The 14,826-nt window shown below is 32.7% G+C and carries 15 protein-coding genes and 1 tRNA gene; 4 read left to right on the top strand and 12 right to left on the bottom strand.

The genetic code is table 11. The annotated features are described in order from the left end of the window. The coding region (locus tag ACODSI_RS13500) for a choice-of-anchor L domain-containing protein (RefSeq protein WP_488917386.1) at positions 1–1,798 on the bottom strand (1,798 nt) is incomplete at its 3' end. A gap of 135 nt (positions 1,799–1,933) precedes the next feature. Between ACODSI_RS13500 and ACODSI_RS13495 the strand changes: the two genes are divergently transcribed. Continuing rightward, positions 1,934–2,830, top strand: coding sequence for a NifU family protein (locus tag ACODSI_RS13495; protein WP_488917385.1), 897 nt, complete (start codon positions 1,934–1,936; stop codon positions 2,828–2,830). A 156-nt stretch (positions 2,831–2,986) separates the two neighbouring features. Then, positions 2,987–4,753, top strand: a complete 1,767-nt coding sequence (locus ACODSI_RS13490) for a DUF885 domain-containing protein (protein WP_488917384.1) — start codon at positions 2,987–2,989, stop codon at positions 4,751–4,753. Between the two features lie 88 nt (positions 4,754–4,841). On the opposite strand, the gene ACODSI_RS13485 is transcribed toward ACODSI_RS13490, so the two are convergent. Further along, positions 4,842–4,923: transfer RNA gene (locus ACODSI_RS13485), tRNA-Leu, on the bottom strand. Between the two features lie 109 nt (positions 4,924–5,032). Between ACODSI_RS13485 and ACODSI_RS13480 the strand changes: the two genes are divergently transcribed. Both ACODSI_RS13480 and ACODSI_RS13475 read left to right on the top strand, forming a co-directional pair. Continuing rightward, positions 5,033–6,421, top strand: a complete 1,389-nt coding sequence (locus ACODSI_RS13480) for a dipeptidase (RefSeq protein WP_488917383.1) — start codon at positions 5,033–5,035, stop codon at positions 6,419–6,421. Between the two features lie 211 nt (positions 6,422–6,632). Then, entirely contained in the window at positions 6,633–7,733 is a 1,101-nt protein-coding gene (locus ACODSI_RS13475) for a DUF4407 domain-containing protein (protein ID WP_488917382.1), read from the top strand. Between the two features lie 107 nt (positions 7,734–7,840). On the opposite strand, the gene ACODSI_RS13470 is transcribed toward ACODSI_RS13475, so the two are convergent. From ACODSI_RS13470 to ACODSI_RS13425, 10 genes are all read right to left on the bottom strand, one after another. Next, a complete protein-coding gene (locus ACODSI_RS13470; RefSeq protein ID WP_488917381.1) occupies positions 7,841–8,197 on the bottom strand; it encodes a hypothetical protein in 357 nt (118 codons plus the stop codon). Positions 8,198–8,236: 39 nt separating this feature from the next. Beyond that, positions 8,237–8,674: a hypothetical protein gene (locus ACODSI_RS13465; RefSeq protein WP_488917380.1), complete on the bottom strand. Its 438-nt coding sequence runs from the start codon at positions 8,672–8,674 to the stop codon at positions 8,237–8,239. 93 nt (positions 8,675–8,767) lie between these two features. Then, the gene (locus tag ACODSI_RS13460; protein WP_488917379.1) at positions 8,768–9,004 is read right to left on the bottom strand and encodes a hypothetical protein; all 237 of its coding nucleotides are present in this window, start codon (positions 9,002–9,004) and stop codon (positions 8,768–8,770) included. Positions 9,005–9,189: 185 nt separating this feature from the next. Next, positions 9,190–9,894, bottom strand: coding sequence for a LytR/AlgR family response regulator transcription factor (locus ACODSI_RS13455; RefSeq protein ID WP_488917378.1), 705 nt, complete (start codon positions 9,892–9,894; stop codon positions 9,190–9,192). Positions 9,895–9,898: 4 nt separating this feature from the next. Further along, a complete protein-coding gene (locus ACODSI_RS13450) occupies positions 9,899–10,219 on the bottom strand; it encodes a hypothetical protein (protein WP_488917377.1) in 321 nt (106 codons plus the stop codon). Between the two features lie 3 nt (positions 10,220–10,222). Next, positions 10,223–12,541, bottom strand: coding sequence for a PAS domain S-box protein (locus ACODSI_RS13445; RefSeq protein ID WP_488917376.1), 2,319 nt, complete (start codon positions 12,539–12,541; stop codon positions 10,223–10,225). 2 nt (positions 12,542–12,543) lie between these two features. Next, on the bottom strand, positions 12,544–13,089 hold the full coding sequence (locus ACODSI_RS13440; protein WP_488917375.1) for a heme NO-binding domain-containing protein: 546 nt from the start codon (positions 13,087–13,089) through the stop codon (positions 12,544–12,546). A 5-nt stretch (positions 13,090–13,094) separates the two neighbouring features. Continuing rightward, a complete protein-coding gene (locus tag ACODSI_RS13435; RefSeq protein ID WP_488917374.1) occupies positions 13,095–13,502 on the bottom strand; it encodes a response regulator in 408 nt (135 codons plus the stop codon). A gap of 179 nt (positions 13,503–13,681) precedes the next feature. Continuing rightward, the gene (locus ACODSI_RS13430) at positions 13,682–14,401 is read right to left on the bottom strand and encodes a PH domain-containing protein (RefSeq protein WP_488917373.1); all 720 of its coding nucleotides are present in this window, start codon (positions 14,399–14,401) and stop codon (positions 13,682–13,684) included. Between the two features lie 46 nt (positions 14,402–14,447). After that, positions 14,448–14,819, bottom strand: coding sequence for an MmcQ/YjbR family DNA-binding protein (locus ACODSI_RS13425; RefSeq protein WP_488917372.1), 372 nt, complete (start codon positions 14,817–14,819; stop codon positions 14,448–14,450). Positions 14,820–14,826: the final 7 nt, after the last annotated feature.

The following is a 14,826-nucleotide window of genomic DNA, read 5'->3' as shown; positions in this document are numbered from 1 at the left end:
CATTAGCACAAACCGTTTGGGTAGTAGTGGCTGGTGAAGAAGTTAGCGTTAAAGTGGCACCCGAAGTTACATTCACTTGAATCAATTGAAAAGGTCTACAAGTTGTATCTGTTGGAGCTGGATCTGCAATTGCATATACATAATAAGTCCCGATAACATTTGGCAACGACCCTACACTACCTAAAACAGGAGCATCATAAGTAGCAAGACCAGATGCATCGGGTGTAGCATATCCTAACAAAGTTCCACCAGTATACATATTATCTGCGGTCTGAACGGAATTAAAATAGACATAACTAATAGCATTAGTCCCTGTAAAAGTTGTGTTTACAGAAAATGCTGTTGGATCAGCACCAGGACACAAAGACTGATTTGTAGATGGTAATGTGATAGACGAACACGAAGTATACAACACAAAACTTCTAACTTCTGTACAACCTGCACCACCAAAATCCTGAATCGCCACATAAATCACTTGTCCATTTGTCCCTGGAAATGTAGTTAAATTACCAATCGGATTTGCAATATTTTGAGCATCTGATAGTGTTAAATGATAACTAATATCGTAATCTGCAGGATTAGCCCCATTAAGCATTACTGGTGTATTAGAGCCTAAATTGAAAATGCCTGTAGCCTCAGTTAAATCTAATGGTTGTAACAAAGGTATAGGCGGATAAAATTCAACCACAAAAGTATTTGTACTGCTGTACTGACATCCTGAAGGCAATAAAACCGAAACTGTATAATTTCCTGGCTGGGTCACACTGTATGTATTACTCGGTCCAGAAAACACTAACGTACTTCCATTATACCATGAATATATTGCTCCGGGTATAGAATTTGCTCCAAAAACAATATCCCTTGAACCTCCAAAACAAATAGCATTTCCAGCAGCTACCGTGTAACTTGGGTCATTAAAACCAGATCCTGAAGTAACAACACTACCAATATTAAAACTTCCTCCTCCTAAAAATACTGCCGAATCCCATGAACTATCATTTCTATCAGCAATAACCAACTTAATATGATACAAATCATTGGGAACAACCGTTGAAGACGCTGTCATCAACACAGTCAACCCATTAAAATTTGTTGGGGCCGCTGTAGCTGCTGCAGAAGGTGGTGCCGTGTACGACCCAAAAAAAGTAGGGTTAGCAGAAGTACACGAACTATTATTGGCATCGTCTCGTATAGTAGTCACAGAAATTGGATCGGATGTTCCTGGCACTAAAGCCAAATTTACTGGCGGTGTAGCAGCGGTAACATTGGTCAAAAAGAATGCAAAAGCATCCGAAAAATCACATTGAAAAGTACCATATTCTTCCGACCCAAACAAGAAATCAAAACTCATTGTAGTAGACAAAGGCACAAAATCAAATTCCAATGTCGTAGCATTATTATAACTGGTCAATCCAGGATCGATTCCCAATCCTTGAATATAATTAAACAACTGAGGATCACCAGTCCAAGTGAATGTACCATTACTCTGGGTAGCCGAATTCGGACCAGGAGCCGCAGTAGCACTACCTGTACTCAAAATAACACCGTTTGTAAGTGGGAAACTCGGATTGGTATTGGTAAAGTAACCAATTCCATTTGTTGAACCAAAATTCGTCCCTGTACTCCAAGTAATATTAGAAATGGTTCCCGCACACGAAGCCGCTGATCCAGTAGCTCCAAACAATACGTTTTGCACCAATTGTGGCACCGTATAAGTTGTTGTGTTTACATTAATTACCTGTGAAAAACTGTTTTGAAAAAGAAAAAGAAAAGCAAAAAAAAGTAAAAGTCTCTTCATATGAATTTTTATTAGGAAACATAATTCGGCATTAAGAAATAACGCCACAAATGTTAATTAATTGTTTAAAAGTCCAAATATAAACAATCCCATAAAATAACTTTGTTAAATTTGTAGAAAAATACACGATTCACTATGAAAATCAACATAAAAGAAACACAAAACCCTACAATTTTAAAATTTGAATTTCCCGATTTCATCACTCAAAATGAAAGCTTCGAATTTAAAAATATCGACGAAGCCAAAAATTCTCCTTTAGCACAACAATTATTTTACTTGCCTTTTGTAAAAACAGTATATATTTCTGGTAATTTCATCGCTATTGAACGCTTTAGTATTGTCGATTGGAATGATGTAAAAGACGCTGTAGCCGAGCAAATTGAAGACTACGTTACCAAAGGCGGAAAAATCATCATCGAAGACGTTTTAAAACCTAAAAAATCAGCCATTACCGTATACGGAGAAACCACTCCAAATCCGGCAACTCTTAAATTTGTTGTAAGCAAAAGACTAACCCAAACGGCAGTCGAATTCAAAAATATCGACGAAACCGCTGCTTCGCCATTAGCTAAAGATTTGTTCCAGTTTCCGTTTGTAAAAGAAATTTTTATCGACGAAAATTACATCTCAATCACCAAATACGACATCGCTACTTGGGAAGAAATTACGCTTGAAACTCGCACATTCATCAAACAATACATCGAAAATGGCGGTACCGTTATTGACGAAACACGTATCGTAGAAAATGCCAAACACGAAAAACAGCAAATCAAAAATTTCGACAACCTCGACACCACTTCGCAACAAATCATCAACATTCTTGAAGAATACGTGAAACCTGCCGTAGCTGCTGATGGTGGCAACATTCTTTTCGATTCTTATGATGAAAATGACAAACGTGTAAAAGTCATTCTGCAAGGTTCGTGCAACGGCTGTCCTTCATCCACTTTTACCCTTAAAAGCGGCATCGAAAACATGCTTAAAGACATGCTCAACGACAAAGACATCGTGGTAGAAGCGCTCAATGCATAATGTTTTTTGAAGCGAATGGCTTGGTTCCTTTTGCTCCCGAAGCTTCGGGACCATTTTCCTGCTTTTCGTCATGCGCGGCATTTCCTTCAATCAGGGCTAGCTTGCATTTGTAATGAAAAAATCAGTAGTTTTAAACCACTTTAACCAAAATTACCTATGAAAAAATTCAAAGTGATTACCTCATTAATCTTGCTATCATTGCTTTTAACGCATTGCAAATCGGAAGAAAAAGCCATCGATTTTAAAAAACTAACGGATAATTATTTTGACGATAAAAATGCTTTAAGCCCATTAGACGCCACTGTTAATGGTCAAAATCAATACAACGACCAATTGGTTTTTGAAATGACCGATTCGTACCGAAAAAAACAAGCCGAATTTTTTGAGAAATACGAAAACGAACTGGCTAATATTGACACCAAAAATCTTTCTGCAGAAGAATTAAACAGCTACGAAATCATCAAATGGGAAGTTGAAGTGGGTAAAGAACTTCTAAAGCAACCCACTAACTTAATGCCGCTGCAACAATTTTGGGGCACGCATTTAACTATGGCACAATACGCTAGCGGTTCGGCAGCACAACCTTTTAAAACCGAAAAAGATTATAAAAACTTCCTGAAAAGAATGGACTTATATGCCGTTTGGATTGATTCGGCAATCGTCTACATGAAAAAAGGAATCGACAAAGGAATGGTGTTGCCAAAATCATTGACAATAAAAGTGATTCCGCAATTTGAAGAAATCGTCACTCCCAAAATAGAAGACAATATTTTTTACTCCACTTTAAAAACATTTCCAACTGATTTCACTGAAGCTCAAAAAAGTAATTTAACTAAAGAATATACAGCTGTAATCAATGAAAAATTAATGCCGAACTACCAAAAAATGATTGCTTTTCTCAAAACAGAATACCTTCCAGCTTCCAGAAACACAAGCGGTATTGGTAGCATTCCAAACGGAAAAGAAATCTACAAAGCCTATGTAAAACAATGGACTACAACCGACAAAACACCTGAAGAAATTCACGAAATCGGTCTAAAAGAAGTAGCGCGTTTGAATGCCGAAATGGAAAAAGTAAAAGAACAAGTAGGTTTTAAAGGCACACTAAAAGAATTTTTAAATGAAGTTCGCAACAAAAAAGAACTAAAACCTTACACCAAACCTGAAGAAGTTTTAGCGCATTTTCAAAAAATTTATGCCACCATAAAACCCAACGTAGATAAATTATTTTCGCTGCAACCCAAAACCAAGTTTGAAATTAGAAGAACCGAAGCTTTCCGTGAAAAAACCGCCAGTGCCGAATACATTCAAGGTGCCGTTGACGGCTCGAGACCTGGTATTTTCTATGTTCCAATTCCAAATGCCAAAGAGTATAACGTACTTGAAGACGAAGATTTATTCTTGCACGAGGCCATTCCGGGACATCATTTTCAAATGTCGTTGCAACAGGAAAATACCAGCTTACCCGATTTTAGAAGATACAATTGGTTTGGGGCTTATGGCGAAGGCTGGGCGTTATACACCGAAAGTTTGGGTAAAGAATTAGGGTTATATAAAGACCCATACCAGTATCTAGGCATGCTAAACGACGAAATTCACAGAGCCATTCGTTTAGTTGTGGACACCGGAATTCATGCCAAAGGTTGGACGCGCGAACAAGCCATTCAATATTCGTTAGACAACGAAGCCGAAAGTGAAACCAGTATTACTTCTGAAGTAGAACGCTATATGGCGATTCCAGGACAAGCCTTGTCGTATAAAATTGGACAATTAAAAATCATCGAGTTGCGTCACAAAGCCGAAAAAGAATTGGGAGCTAAATTTGATATTAAAAAATTCCATGCCATGGTTTTAGAATCGGGAGTTATGCCATTAGCACTACTCGAAAAGAAAATTGATAGTTGGATCAAATCCTCTAAATAAAACTAAAAGCGCCTTCTTTTGAAAGGCGTTTTTTTTATTCTTAAGATTTCACAAAAATAAAAAAGCCCTAACTTTCGTTAGGGCTTTGTGCGGGTAATAGGACTCGAACCTACACGCCTCGCGGCACCAGATCCTAAGTCTGGCACGTCTACCAATTTCGCCATACCCGCAAAAATTGTGAGTGCAAATATAAGTATAATTATGAATTATGAATGATGAATTATAAATTTTTTTAAAATTATTTTTTAGTATTTTTGAAGTTATTAATTATCAAATATAATGGACAATATAAAACAATACGTACAAGAAAACAAAGAGCGTTTTCTAAACGAATTAATCGAATTATTAAAAATTCCCTCGGTAAGTGCCGATACTGCTTACTCCCAAGATGTTATTGACACTGCCAATGCCGTAAAAGCAAGTTTGGAAAAAGCAGGATGTAATCATGTTGAAATTTGCGAAACACCGGGTTATCCAATCGTTTTTGGAGAACACATAATCAATAAAAACTTACCAACCGTTTTGGTATACGGACATTACGATGTGCAACCACCAGATCCGATGGAATTATGGACTTCTCCACCGTTTGAACCCGTAATTAAAACCACCGAAATTCACCCTGAAGGCGCCATTTTTGCACGTGGTGCTTGCGACGACAAAGGACAAATGTACATGCACGTTAAAGCATTTGAATACATGATCCAAAGCAACACCTTGCCGTGTAACGTAAAATTTATGATTGAAGGCGAAGAAGAAGTGGGTTCTAAAAGTTTGAGTTGGTTTGTTACTCAAAATCAAGAAAAACTAGCCAATGACGTGATTTTGATTTCCGATACTGGAATGATTTCCAACCAACAACCTTCCATTACTACTGGTTTACGTGGTTTAAGTTACGTAGAAGTAGAAGTTACCGGACCTAATCGCGATTTACACTCCGGACTTTATGGTGGCGCTGTTGCTAATCCGATTAATGTGTTGACTAAAATGATTGCCTCGTTGCATGATGAAAACAACCATATTACCATTCCAGGTTTTTATGATAAAGTAGAAGAACTTTCTGCTGCTGAAAGAGCCGAAATGGCGAAAGCTCCATTCAGTTTAGACAATTACAAAAAAGCCTTAAATATTGACGATGTGTATGGTGAAACCGGTTATGTAACCAACGAGAGAAACTCCATACGTCCAACCTTAGACGTAAACGGAATTTGGGGTGGTTATACTGGTGAAGGCGCCAAAACAGTTATTGCAAGCAAAGCTTATGCTAAAATATCCATGCGTTTGGTTCCGAATCAAAATTGGGAAGAAATCACCGAATTGTTCTCGAAACATTTTGTGAGTATTGCTCCAAAATCAGTAAAAGTCAAAGTTACACCGCATCATGGCGGGCAAGGCTATGTAACCCCAATTGACAGCATTGGATATCAAGCCGCTAACAAAGCCTATACCGAAACTTTTGGAGTTCCTGCCATTCCAGTGCGTTCTGGTGGAAGCATTCCAATTGTAGCTTTATTTGAAAAAGAATTAAAATCGAAAACTATATTAATGGGATTCGGTTTAGATAGTGATGCGATTCATTCGCCTAACGAACATTTTGGAATTTTTAATTACTTGAAAGGTATTGAAACTATTCCATTGTTTTATAAGTATTTTGTGGAAATGAGTAAATAATTTAACCGCAAGGAACGCAAGGCTTTACGCAAAGAACGCAATTTTTAAAAATCCGTTTATTCTTAATTGAGTGAACGGATTTTTTTTGTTAAAAATCAACAACTTATAACATTCTGATTTTTTTGGCGTTAAATTTGTATAGCATCAATCATCACCCGAGGCGAAGCCGAACTGTTCGAAGCGCAGCGGAGAAAATCAAAAATCAATCATCATGTTAAAACGTTTCTTTATCTTATGTTCGGGTGTCGATAGTGACATTGTGAACGGTTGTTCCAACGGCGAACAAAACAAATATGCCGGAATTGGCGCTACTGTTTTCTTCACAGCCATTATGGCTTTTATCGCAGGTAGTTATGCGCTATTCACGGTTTTCGACAACATTTACACCGCAGTTTTCTTCGGATTAATTTGGGGCTTGTTAATCTTCAATCTCGACCGATTCATCGTTTCTACTATTAAAAAACGAGATAATTTTTTGGACGAATTTATCCAAGCTACACCACGAATTGTATTGGCCATTATCATTGCTATCGTAATTTCAAAACCATTGGAAATCAAAATTTTTCAAAAGGAAATCAACACCGTTATTTTGAAAGAGAAAAACGAAATGGCGATAAACAACAAGAAGCAAGTCGCGAATTACTTCAAAACTGATGTCGATAAAAACAAAGCCGAAACTGATAGTTTGAAAGCCTCAATTACTAAGAAAGAAAAAGAAGTTGCTGCACTTTATCAATCCTATATTACCGAAGCCGAAGGAAGTGCCGGAACCAAAAAAATGGGTAAAGGCCCTATTTATAAAGAAAAACGTGCTGCTTATGATTTGGCTTCCAAACAACTGGATTCCTTAAAAATAAGCAATGCCAAAATCATTGCCGAAAAAGAAACAACTGCCAAAACCTTACAAGCCAATTTAGACAAAAAAGTGACCGAAACCCAACCTATTATTGATGGCTTTGATGGATTAATGGCTCGAATTAATGCTTTGAACAAATTACCCTGGTTGCCTTCGTTTTTTATTATGTTGTTGTTTTTAGCCATAGAAACTTCGCCAATTATTGCCAAATTGTTATCCCCAAGAGGCGAATATGATTTCAAACAAGAAGCTGCCGAAATGGGAATCAAAAACGTATTGGAACAAAATCGCTACCAAAGTGATTTGCAAAAGAAAACCGATGCGGCCATTTATGATAAAGTGTATGCCGATATTAAAGACGATAAAGAACTGTACACCTACAAAAAGAAAGGCGCTTTAGAATTATTGAAATTACAAGCGGATGGTTTTGTGGAGAAGCAGAAGAAGTCGATGTAAATACTTAAAATAAACAAACTGACAGTTGAGCACAAAACTCCTTACCGTTTTATGGCTCATTAAACTTTAATAAAAGTAACTGTCAGTGATGTCTTTTTTAAATTGATTTAAATAATGTTTTTATAGGACAAATTATAATTAATCGTATTTAATATATCGTGTTTATTATGATTGAAATCGATATAAACAACATCTCCATAATGTAAATTTTCAATTTTTTCACACATTATTTTATGAGGAGATCCAATAAAAAAATGTTCAATTTTCAAATATACTTTTCGTAAATTAAAAAAATCTTCTATATCATTTACTATGAAAAAGCACACTTGATAATCAGTAATTTTATCTATAAAGAAGTTCTTTTTATTTGTACAAACATCAATTTGCATTTTTTCAGAATAATAATGTTTTATAAAAGATGAAAAACCTTTAGAAGTGTCATAGACGTATATTCTTTTTTCCATTTTTTTTCATTTTAATATGTTAATTGATAAACTCCAATATTAACTAGCTTCTAGCATCTTGTGAGTAACATTTAGTTTTTTGTTTACTTGAGAAACTATTTTTTTTGCCTCCTCTTTTGAATTCAGATTTACAATTGTTGAAATAGGTTGGTGATCTTTGGTAACAATAACAATTTTATAACAATATTTTTTATACAAAAAAGAGCTTATCATCAATGGAGTCATTATGATGACACCTATTATTTTAAATACCATCTGTTCATCTAATAAAAGAAAAGAAAAACTGATGCAGAGAGATGAAATTAAAAATATTAGCAAATTGATTTTAAATTCTCTGCCTTTAACTATTTTAATTCTTTTAATGGAATTAAATGGAATGCATGAAAAATTATAATCAGTTTTAAAATAGAACCTGTCATCAAAAACTAAACCATAGGAGTTAAAATATTCTAATTTTGATTGATTTGGGACAGTCATACTTGAATTGGTTTTAGGGGTATATTTTTTACTTTATTTTTATATCTTCTTTTTGAGAATCATTAATATTTTGTATTCATACACAGATATTAATTATTCTTTTTTAATTATTTCATATTTATTAAAAAAATAAAATATTAAGAGAACTGCAATTCCTAACATATAATATTGATACGTATCAATACTAGCTACAGGCGGAGAATCTCTTGCAAAAGTTTCTGAGCTCGAATCTGTAAAACTGTTAGTCTCATCCTGATCTTGAGCAAAAAAACTAGTTTCATTGAGTAAAAGCATTAAAGTGAAAAAAGTTTTAGAAAAATTGAAATTCATACTATTATTGGCTAATTTGTTACCTGTTTTTTTAACAAAATTAGCTTTAACGTGATTTGAGAGCACCAAAAATTCGTTGAAACTGTTATTCTTGAAGTTAAAAATGCTTTAACTATCGATATGGTGTTTATATAAACCAAAAAAACCTCAAAAAAGAGGTTTTAAAAGTATAGAAACATGACCTTTTATAAAAGATTAAGGGATTCCATTAATATTGAACGTTTACTTTTACTTATTGGAATAACTTCTTTATCTATTAAAACTGTAGAATCTTGAATATCTATAATTTTATTTAAATTTATGATGTAAGACCTGTGTATCTTTAGAAAAGAGGAGTTGTGTAACTTCTCTTCTATTTTCTTTAAAGTAGTGTGAACGGTATAATTAACAGCTTCCGTTTTAATTACAATATAATCGCCATTAGCATGAATATACTTGATAGTCGTAATATCAATTTTCACTAATCGTTTATCAATATTTATGTAGATTTCTTTGTTAGTAGAATGGTTTAAACCAACAAAGTTATTTACTTTTTCTTTGTTGATTTTCACTCTATTAATTGCTCTGTCAAATCGTTCTTGAAGAATTGGCTTTACTAAATAATCGGTAATACAATCATAATTAAAAGCATCAATTGCAAAATTTTTGTCCGTTGTAACTAAAATTATTTGTGGTAAATTTTTTAACGTTTTAATAAAATCAAAACCAGAAAACTTTGGCATATGAATATCTAAAAAAATTAAATCTATAACATGATTATCATTGAGATATTTAATGGCGTCTATTGCATTGTCAAATTCTTCAGCAAGAACAAGATCTGGAGATTTAAGGATCATGGTTGATAAAACCGTTCTTGCAAATTTTTCATCGTCAATTATTATGCACTTCATTTAATTAATGTTTTAATATAAATTCTTTTATAACTTCCAAAACCAATTCAAACTCATCTTTTAAATTTAACGAATTAAATCTTAAATTTTGCTCAAATTGACTAGACATATTATAGGCTTGTTCCATTCCAAGAAATCCTATTTTATGTCTTAACTTATGAACCATTTCTGCCGCTGAAACAAAATCATTTTGAAATATTTTTAAATTATAACTTTCTATTTCTTCCTGGATTTCTTCTTGCAAAACTAACATCAATCGATTACTTACTGTTTTGTCATTGTTAGAAAGTTGATTCAAATAAATTAAGTTTGGTATTTCTTTCATAATTTATTTATGTAATGTAAAGAAAAATGTTGTCCCCTTTTGTTTTTGACTTTCTAGCCATATTTTTTCACCACCATTCTTTATGATTCTTCTAACAATTGAAAGTCCTATACCGGTTGATTTATAATCAGAATTAAACGATTGAAACATTTCAAATATTTTTTTTTGGTTTTTTCTTTCAATTCCAATTCCATTATCTTTTATGGTAAAAACATAATTGTCATTGTATTCTTCAGATGAAATCTCTACTAATCCCTTAGGTTTGTCGTTATAATTTACTGCATTACTTATTAAATTTTGAAACAACTGTTGCATTCTGAATATATCGTTTCTAATTATGGGCAACTTATTTTTAACAACTACATTAATATGGGACGGAATAAAAATAATTTCTTTAATATTATTCACTAAATCATTTAAATCAATTTCTTCTTTAACTATTTCTATATTTTCTATTTTAGAATAAGTTAAAACTCCTTGAATTAAAAAATCCATTTTTTCTGTTTTCTCTTGAATAAGATTAAAATATCTAATTGTTTTTTCATTAAATACTACATCAGTGTCTTCTTTAATAAATGTAATCAATGAGTGAATACTTCTTAAAGGAGATTTCAAATCATGGGAAACGATTTGAGCATAATCTAACAACTGTTCGTTTTGTTTTTCTAGTTTTTCTAGCAATTGTTGTCTTTGATTTTCGAATTTTTTAACGTCTGTTATATCAAAATGTAAACCTATAGACCCTATCAGTTCACCATTTAAATTATAATTAGGCGCACCACTCACAAGCCAAATTCGTTCTTCACCATCTTTGTTTTTGATAATAAGTTCATAGGAATCTGAAATTCCCATTTTTCGATCTTTTTCTTTATTATTGAGTTTGTTTTTTTCTTCTTCATCTAAAAAAATTTCTGCTCCCTTTTTACCTATAAGAAAATCTATAGTATAACCACTCATCTGAGAAAAACAGTGATTAGCAAGTAATATTCTATCATTATTATCAACTTCCAGCAAGCCAATATTCATATTTTCAATAATGCTTCTATATTTTTCTTTTTCGTGTGTTAGGCTTTTATCATACTTTTTTTTCAGCGTAATATCTTCATAACTCCATAGATTCCCTTTAAAAACACCATCCAATATAATTGGCATATATTTTCTATCATAACATCTTCCGTCAACTAATTCTAGTTCTTCCTGAGTAACGACTTGCTTATTTTCTAATATTTCATTTATTCTACTAACAAAACATTCTTGATCTTTAAAAAATCCTTTTGCTTGCTCGGCAGAATCAGTACAATCTATTCCAATCATTGACTCTGGATCGAGGCTTATATTAAACATATTACAGAATTTCTTATTTACAAGAAGTATTTTTCTATTTTCATCTTCTAGCAAAATTCCTTGCTGTAAGTTTACAATTAAAGAGGCTAATCTGTTTTCAGATTTTTTAAGTTGATCGCTAATTCTTTTTTCATTTGTTATATCTTCAATTACCACAAAATATTGAACAAATTTTCCATTAGAATCTAAAACCGGCTGTCCTTTCATTCTTGCCCAAAAAGACATTCCGTCCTTTTTTTTATGTGTTACCTCGTAATCAAATATTTTTCCCTCTTTAAATGATAAAATCATTTCATTTAAAACATTAGGGTTTGTCAATTCAGAAACACCTAAATCAACCATTGTTTTATTTATTATATCACATTTTGCATATCCTGTTATGTTCAAATATGAATCGTTGACCCAAAAGATATTTCCCTGTAAATCAACTAAAACAACACCATTTTCATTGGAACTAGCTACTAAAGAAAGTTTTTTTATTTCTTCTTTATCCTGAATTAAAATTTGTTTTTGTTCTTCAATCTTAACTATCAATTCTTTTAAATCTTCATTGCTATTTTCTTGTTTTTTTAGCATGTGAAGAAAGTCAATAAGAGGATCGTGAATAGCAAAATCATTTGATTTGAGATTTTTTTCTTTCATCTCATCCATAGTAACAAACCAAGGTGAGCCAACAAAAAGAAACAAATCATTATAATTTTGGAATTGACCTCTTAAAACTACTGGTGTTTCCTCTAACGATTCAATTATAATTAACTGTGAATAAAGGTCAGTTAAAATATTTGCATCAATTTTATCGTGATTTGGTCGTTTTATTTTAAAGACTTCCGTGAATAAGCCATCTTCTTTGATAAAAGGCATTAATTTATGCAAACTATTCCCAAATCTTTTAATAGTTAAATCTTTATCAATTAAAAGATAGAATGGAAAAAGCTTGTTAAAATGATCAAGATTAAACTTAAATTGAAAATCTTCCATAATTACAGCCAAATAATCTTAAAAATTTCATGAGAATGACCTTCATTTCGGGATTGTATCAATTCAATTGAAATATTAGTCTCAAATCTTTTTGCTAAACCTTGGAGCAATCCTCTTACAAATTCTTGAAGCCCAATTCTATTTGATAAATAATGAAGATAAAGACTATCATCTGTTACATTAGTTACCTTAAATTCTGGAGGAGATAACTTAGAATAAATTAACATTACTCTGTTATGAAATAATGGTAAATTTAATATAAATTCTTTTAGATTAGCCCCACCAGACTCCATTAAACCACTGTATTTTTCTTTTGTTGCTTTCATTATCCACCATTCACCAAATACCATCAACACGTCTTCAATCTTCATATTCATCTCATCTGAAATAGCTGTTGCCAACTTAAACGTAATTTCATCATCATAAGGTTCATTGCTGATAAAGAAATCGAACTCGATACCGCTTCTTTCAACAATTAACCCCCACTTTTCTTTACCAAAATTTGCAGTAACAAGTTCTTCTATTGCTTTATTAATAATACCATACATAATCTTTATGTTAATTCATTAGCAGTCCAATAGTCAAGTGTTTTCTTAACTATTGTTTGATAATCTTCATATTTCAATGGTTTTATAATATAACCTGCAATCCCTATTTTGTAACATTCTAGAATGTCCTTTTGATTGTTAGAGGTTGTGAAAATAATCGTAGGAATTTTTTTTAAGGACTCATCTTTTTTTAAAATTCTTAAAAACTCAATCCCATTCATTTTCGGCATATTTAAATCTAATAATATGATATCGGGTAAATCTCCTCCTGACTGTAATAATTCTAATGCTTCTTCTCCATTATTTACCTCAATCAACCGATGTTTTAGCTCAAGTTTAAATAGAACTCTATTAAACTTCATTCCTTCTATAATATCGTCTTCAATAAAAAGAATGTTCAGTAATTTATTCATTGTAAGGGATTAGTAGTTTTGTTCAAATATTATATAATATTACCGAAAAGTAATGAAGTTTTTTGTAAAATCGATAAATTTAGTTTTACTGTAGATGAATGTATCGATAAATAAGTTTCAACTATAGACATAAAGAAAAAGGCGCATAAAAATGCGCCTTAAAAACTAATGTTCTAATGTTACATATAACTTAAAATTTCTTTCTTCAAATTATCGTATTCACCTTGAAGAATCAATCCGTTGTCTAATAACTTCTTATAGTTTTGAAGCTTTTCAAACAATTCGTCTTGAGATAGTTCACTAAGTCTTCTTTCACCAGAATCGTTTATTCCATCAGGATGCTGTTTTTCATCTCGATAACCCGATTGTGCTACAGGCAGTATTTCTGCATAGTTAGTCACTTCTTCTGTGGCTACTTCTTCTATTGTTTCTTCTATTTCAGCTGATGGTTCAACCGTTTCAATTGGTTTTACGTCTTCAACGATTGGAGCTGCAGGTTTTGGGTTTTTCAGTAAGTCCAATTGTTCTTTAGCAAACGTATATAGCTTTCTAGCTTGATTTTTTGGCAAATAATCAACGGTATGGGTCAATTCAGATTTGGTAGTAAACGTAAAATCGGCACCTAAAATTCCTTCTTTTACAAAACTTGCCGCAATATCATCCCAATCATAATCCACAAATTCCATAGACAATCCTAAATTTTTAGGCTTGCAAAGAATAATTCGCTTGTTGGTTACTACAATACTGTCGGGTAGAATGTTGACCGCTGGTTTCTTTTGAACCGCAATATATCCAACTTCTTCGTTAGACATTAATAAATTTTCCAGTTTAGCAGTGATTTTCTCAATCGCTTTTGGATCTTGGTCTTCGTTCAATATTTTCTTTAAATTATCAATCATGATAGTTGTTTTGAATTTTATTTTATTCGCTACGCAAAAGTAATGCCTAATTTTCTAATTCAATAATTTCGTTTTGAATTTTTTTAGTCAAACTTTTGAAAACCAAATCGTAAGAATGGTTGATCAATTCGCACATCATTTTATTGGATACGTCACTGTGAAAATCAACCGTATTCCAATGGGTTTTGCTCATGTGAAATCCCGGATTTACCGCTTCATATTCGGCTCGAAGTGCTTCAGCACGTTCTGGATCGCATTTTAAGTTGAGTGTTGGCGTGCCTTTTTCCCATTCTTTGAGTGAAGTCAAACAAAACATCTTGCCACCCACTTTAAAAACCAAAGTGTCTTCATCAAATGGAAAATGCTCGGTAACTCCTTTTTTGGACAAGCAAAATTCGTAAAGTTGTTGTATGTTCATTTTTTTA

It is taken from the genome of Flavobacterium sp. FG139, assembly GCF_057809695.1.
This window is presented reverse-complemented; position numbering and strand designations above follow the sequence as displayed.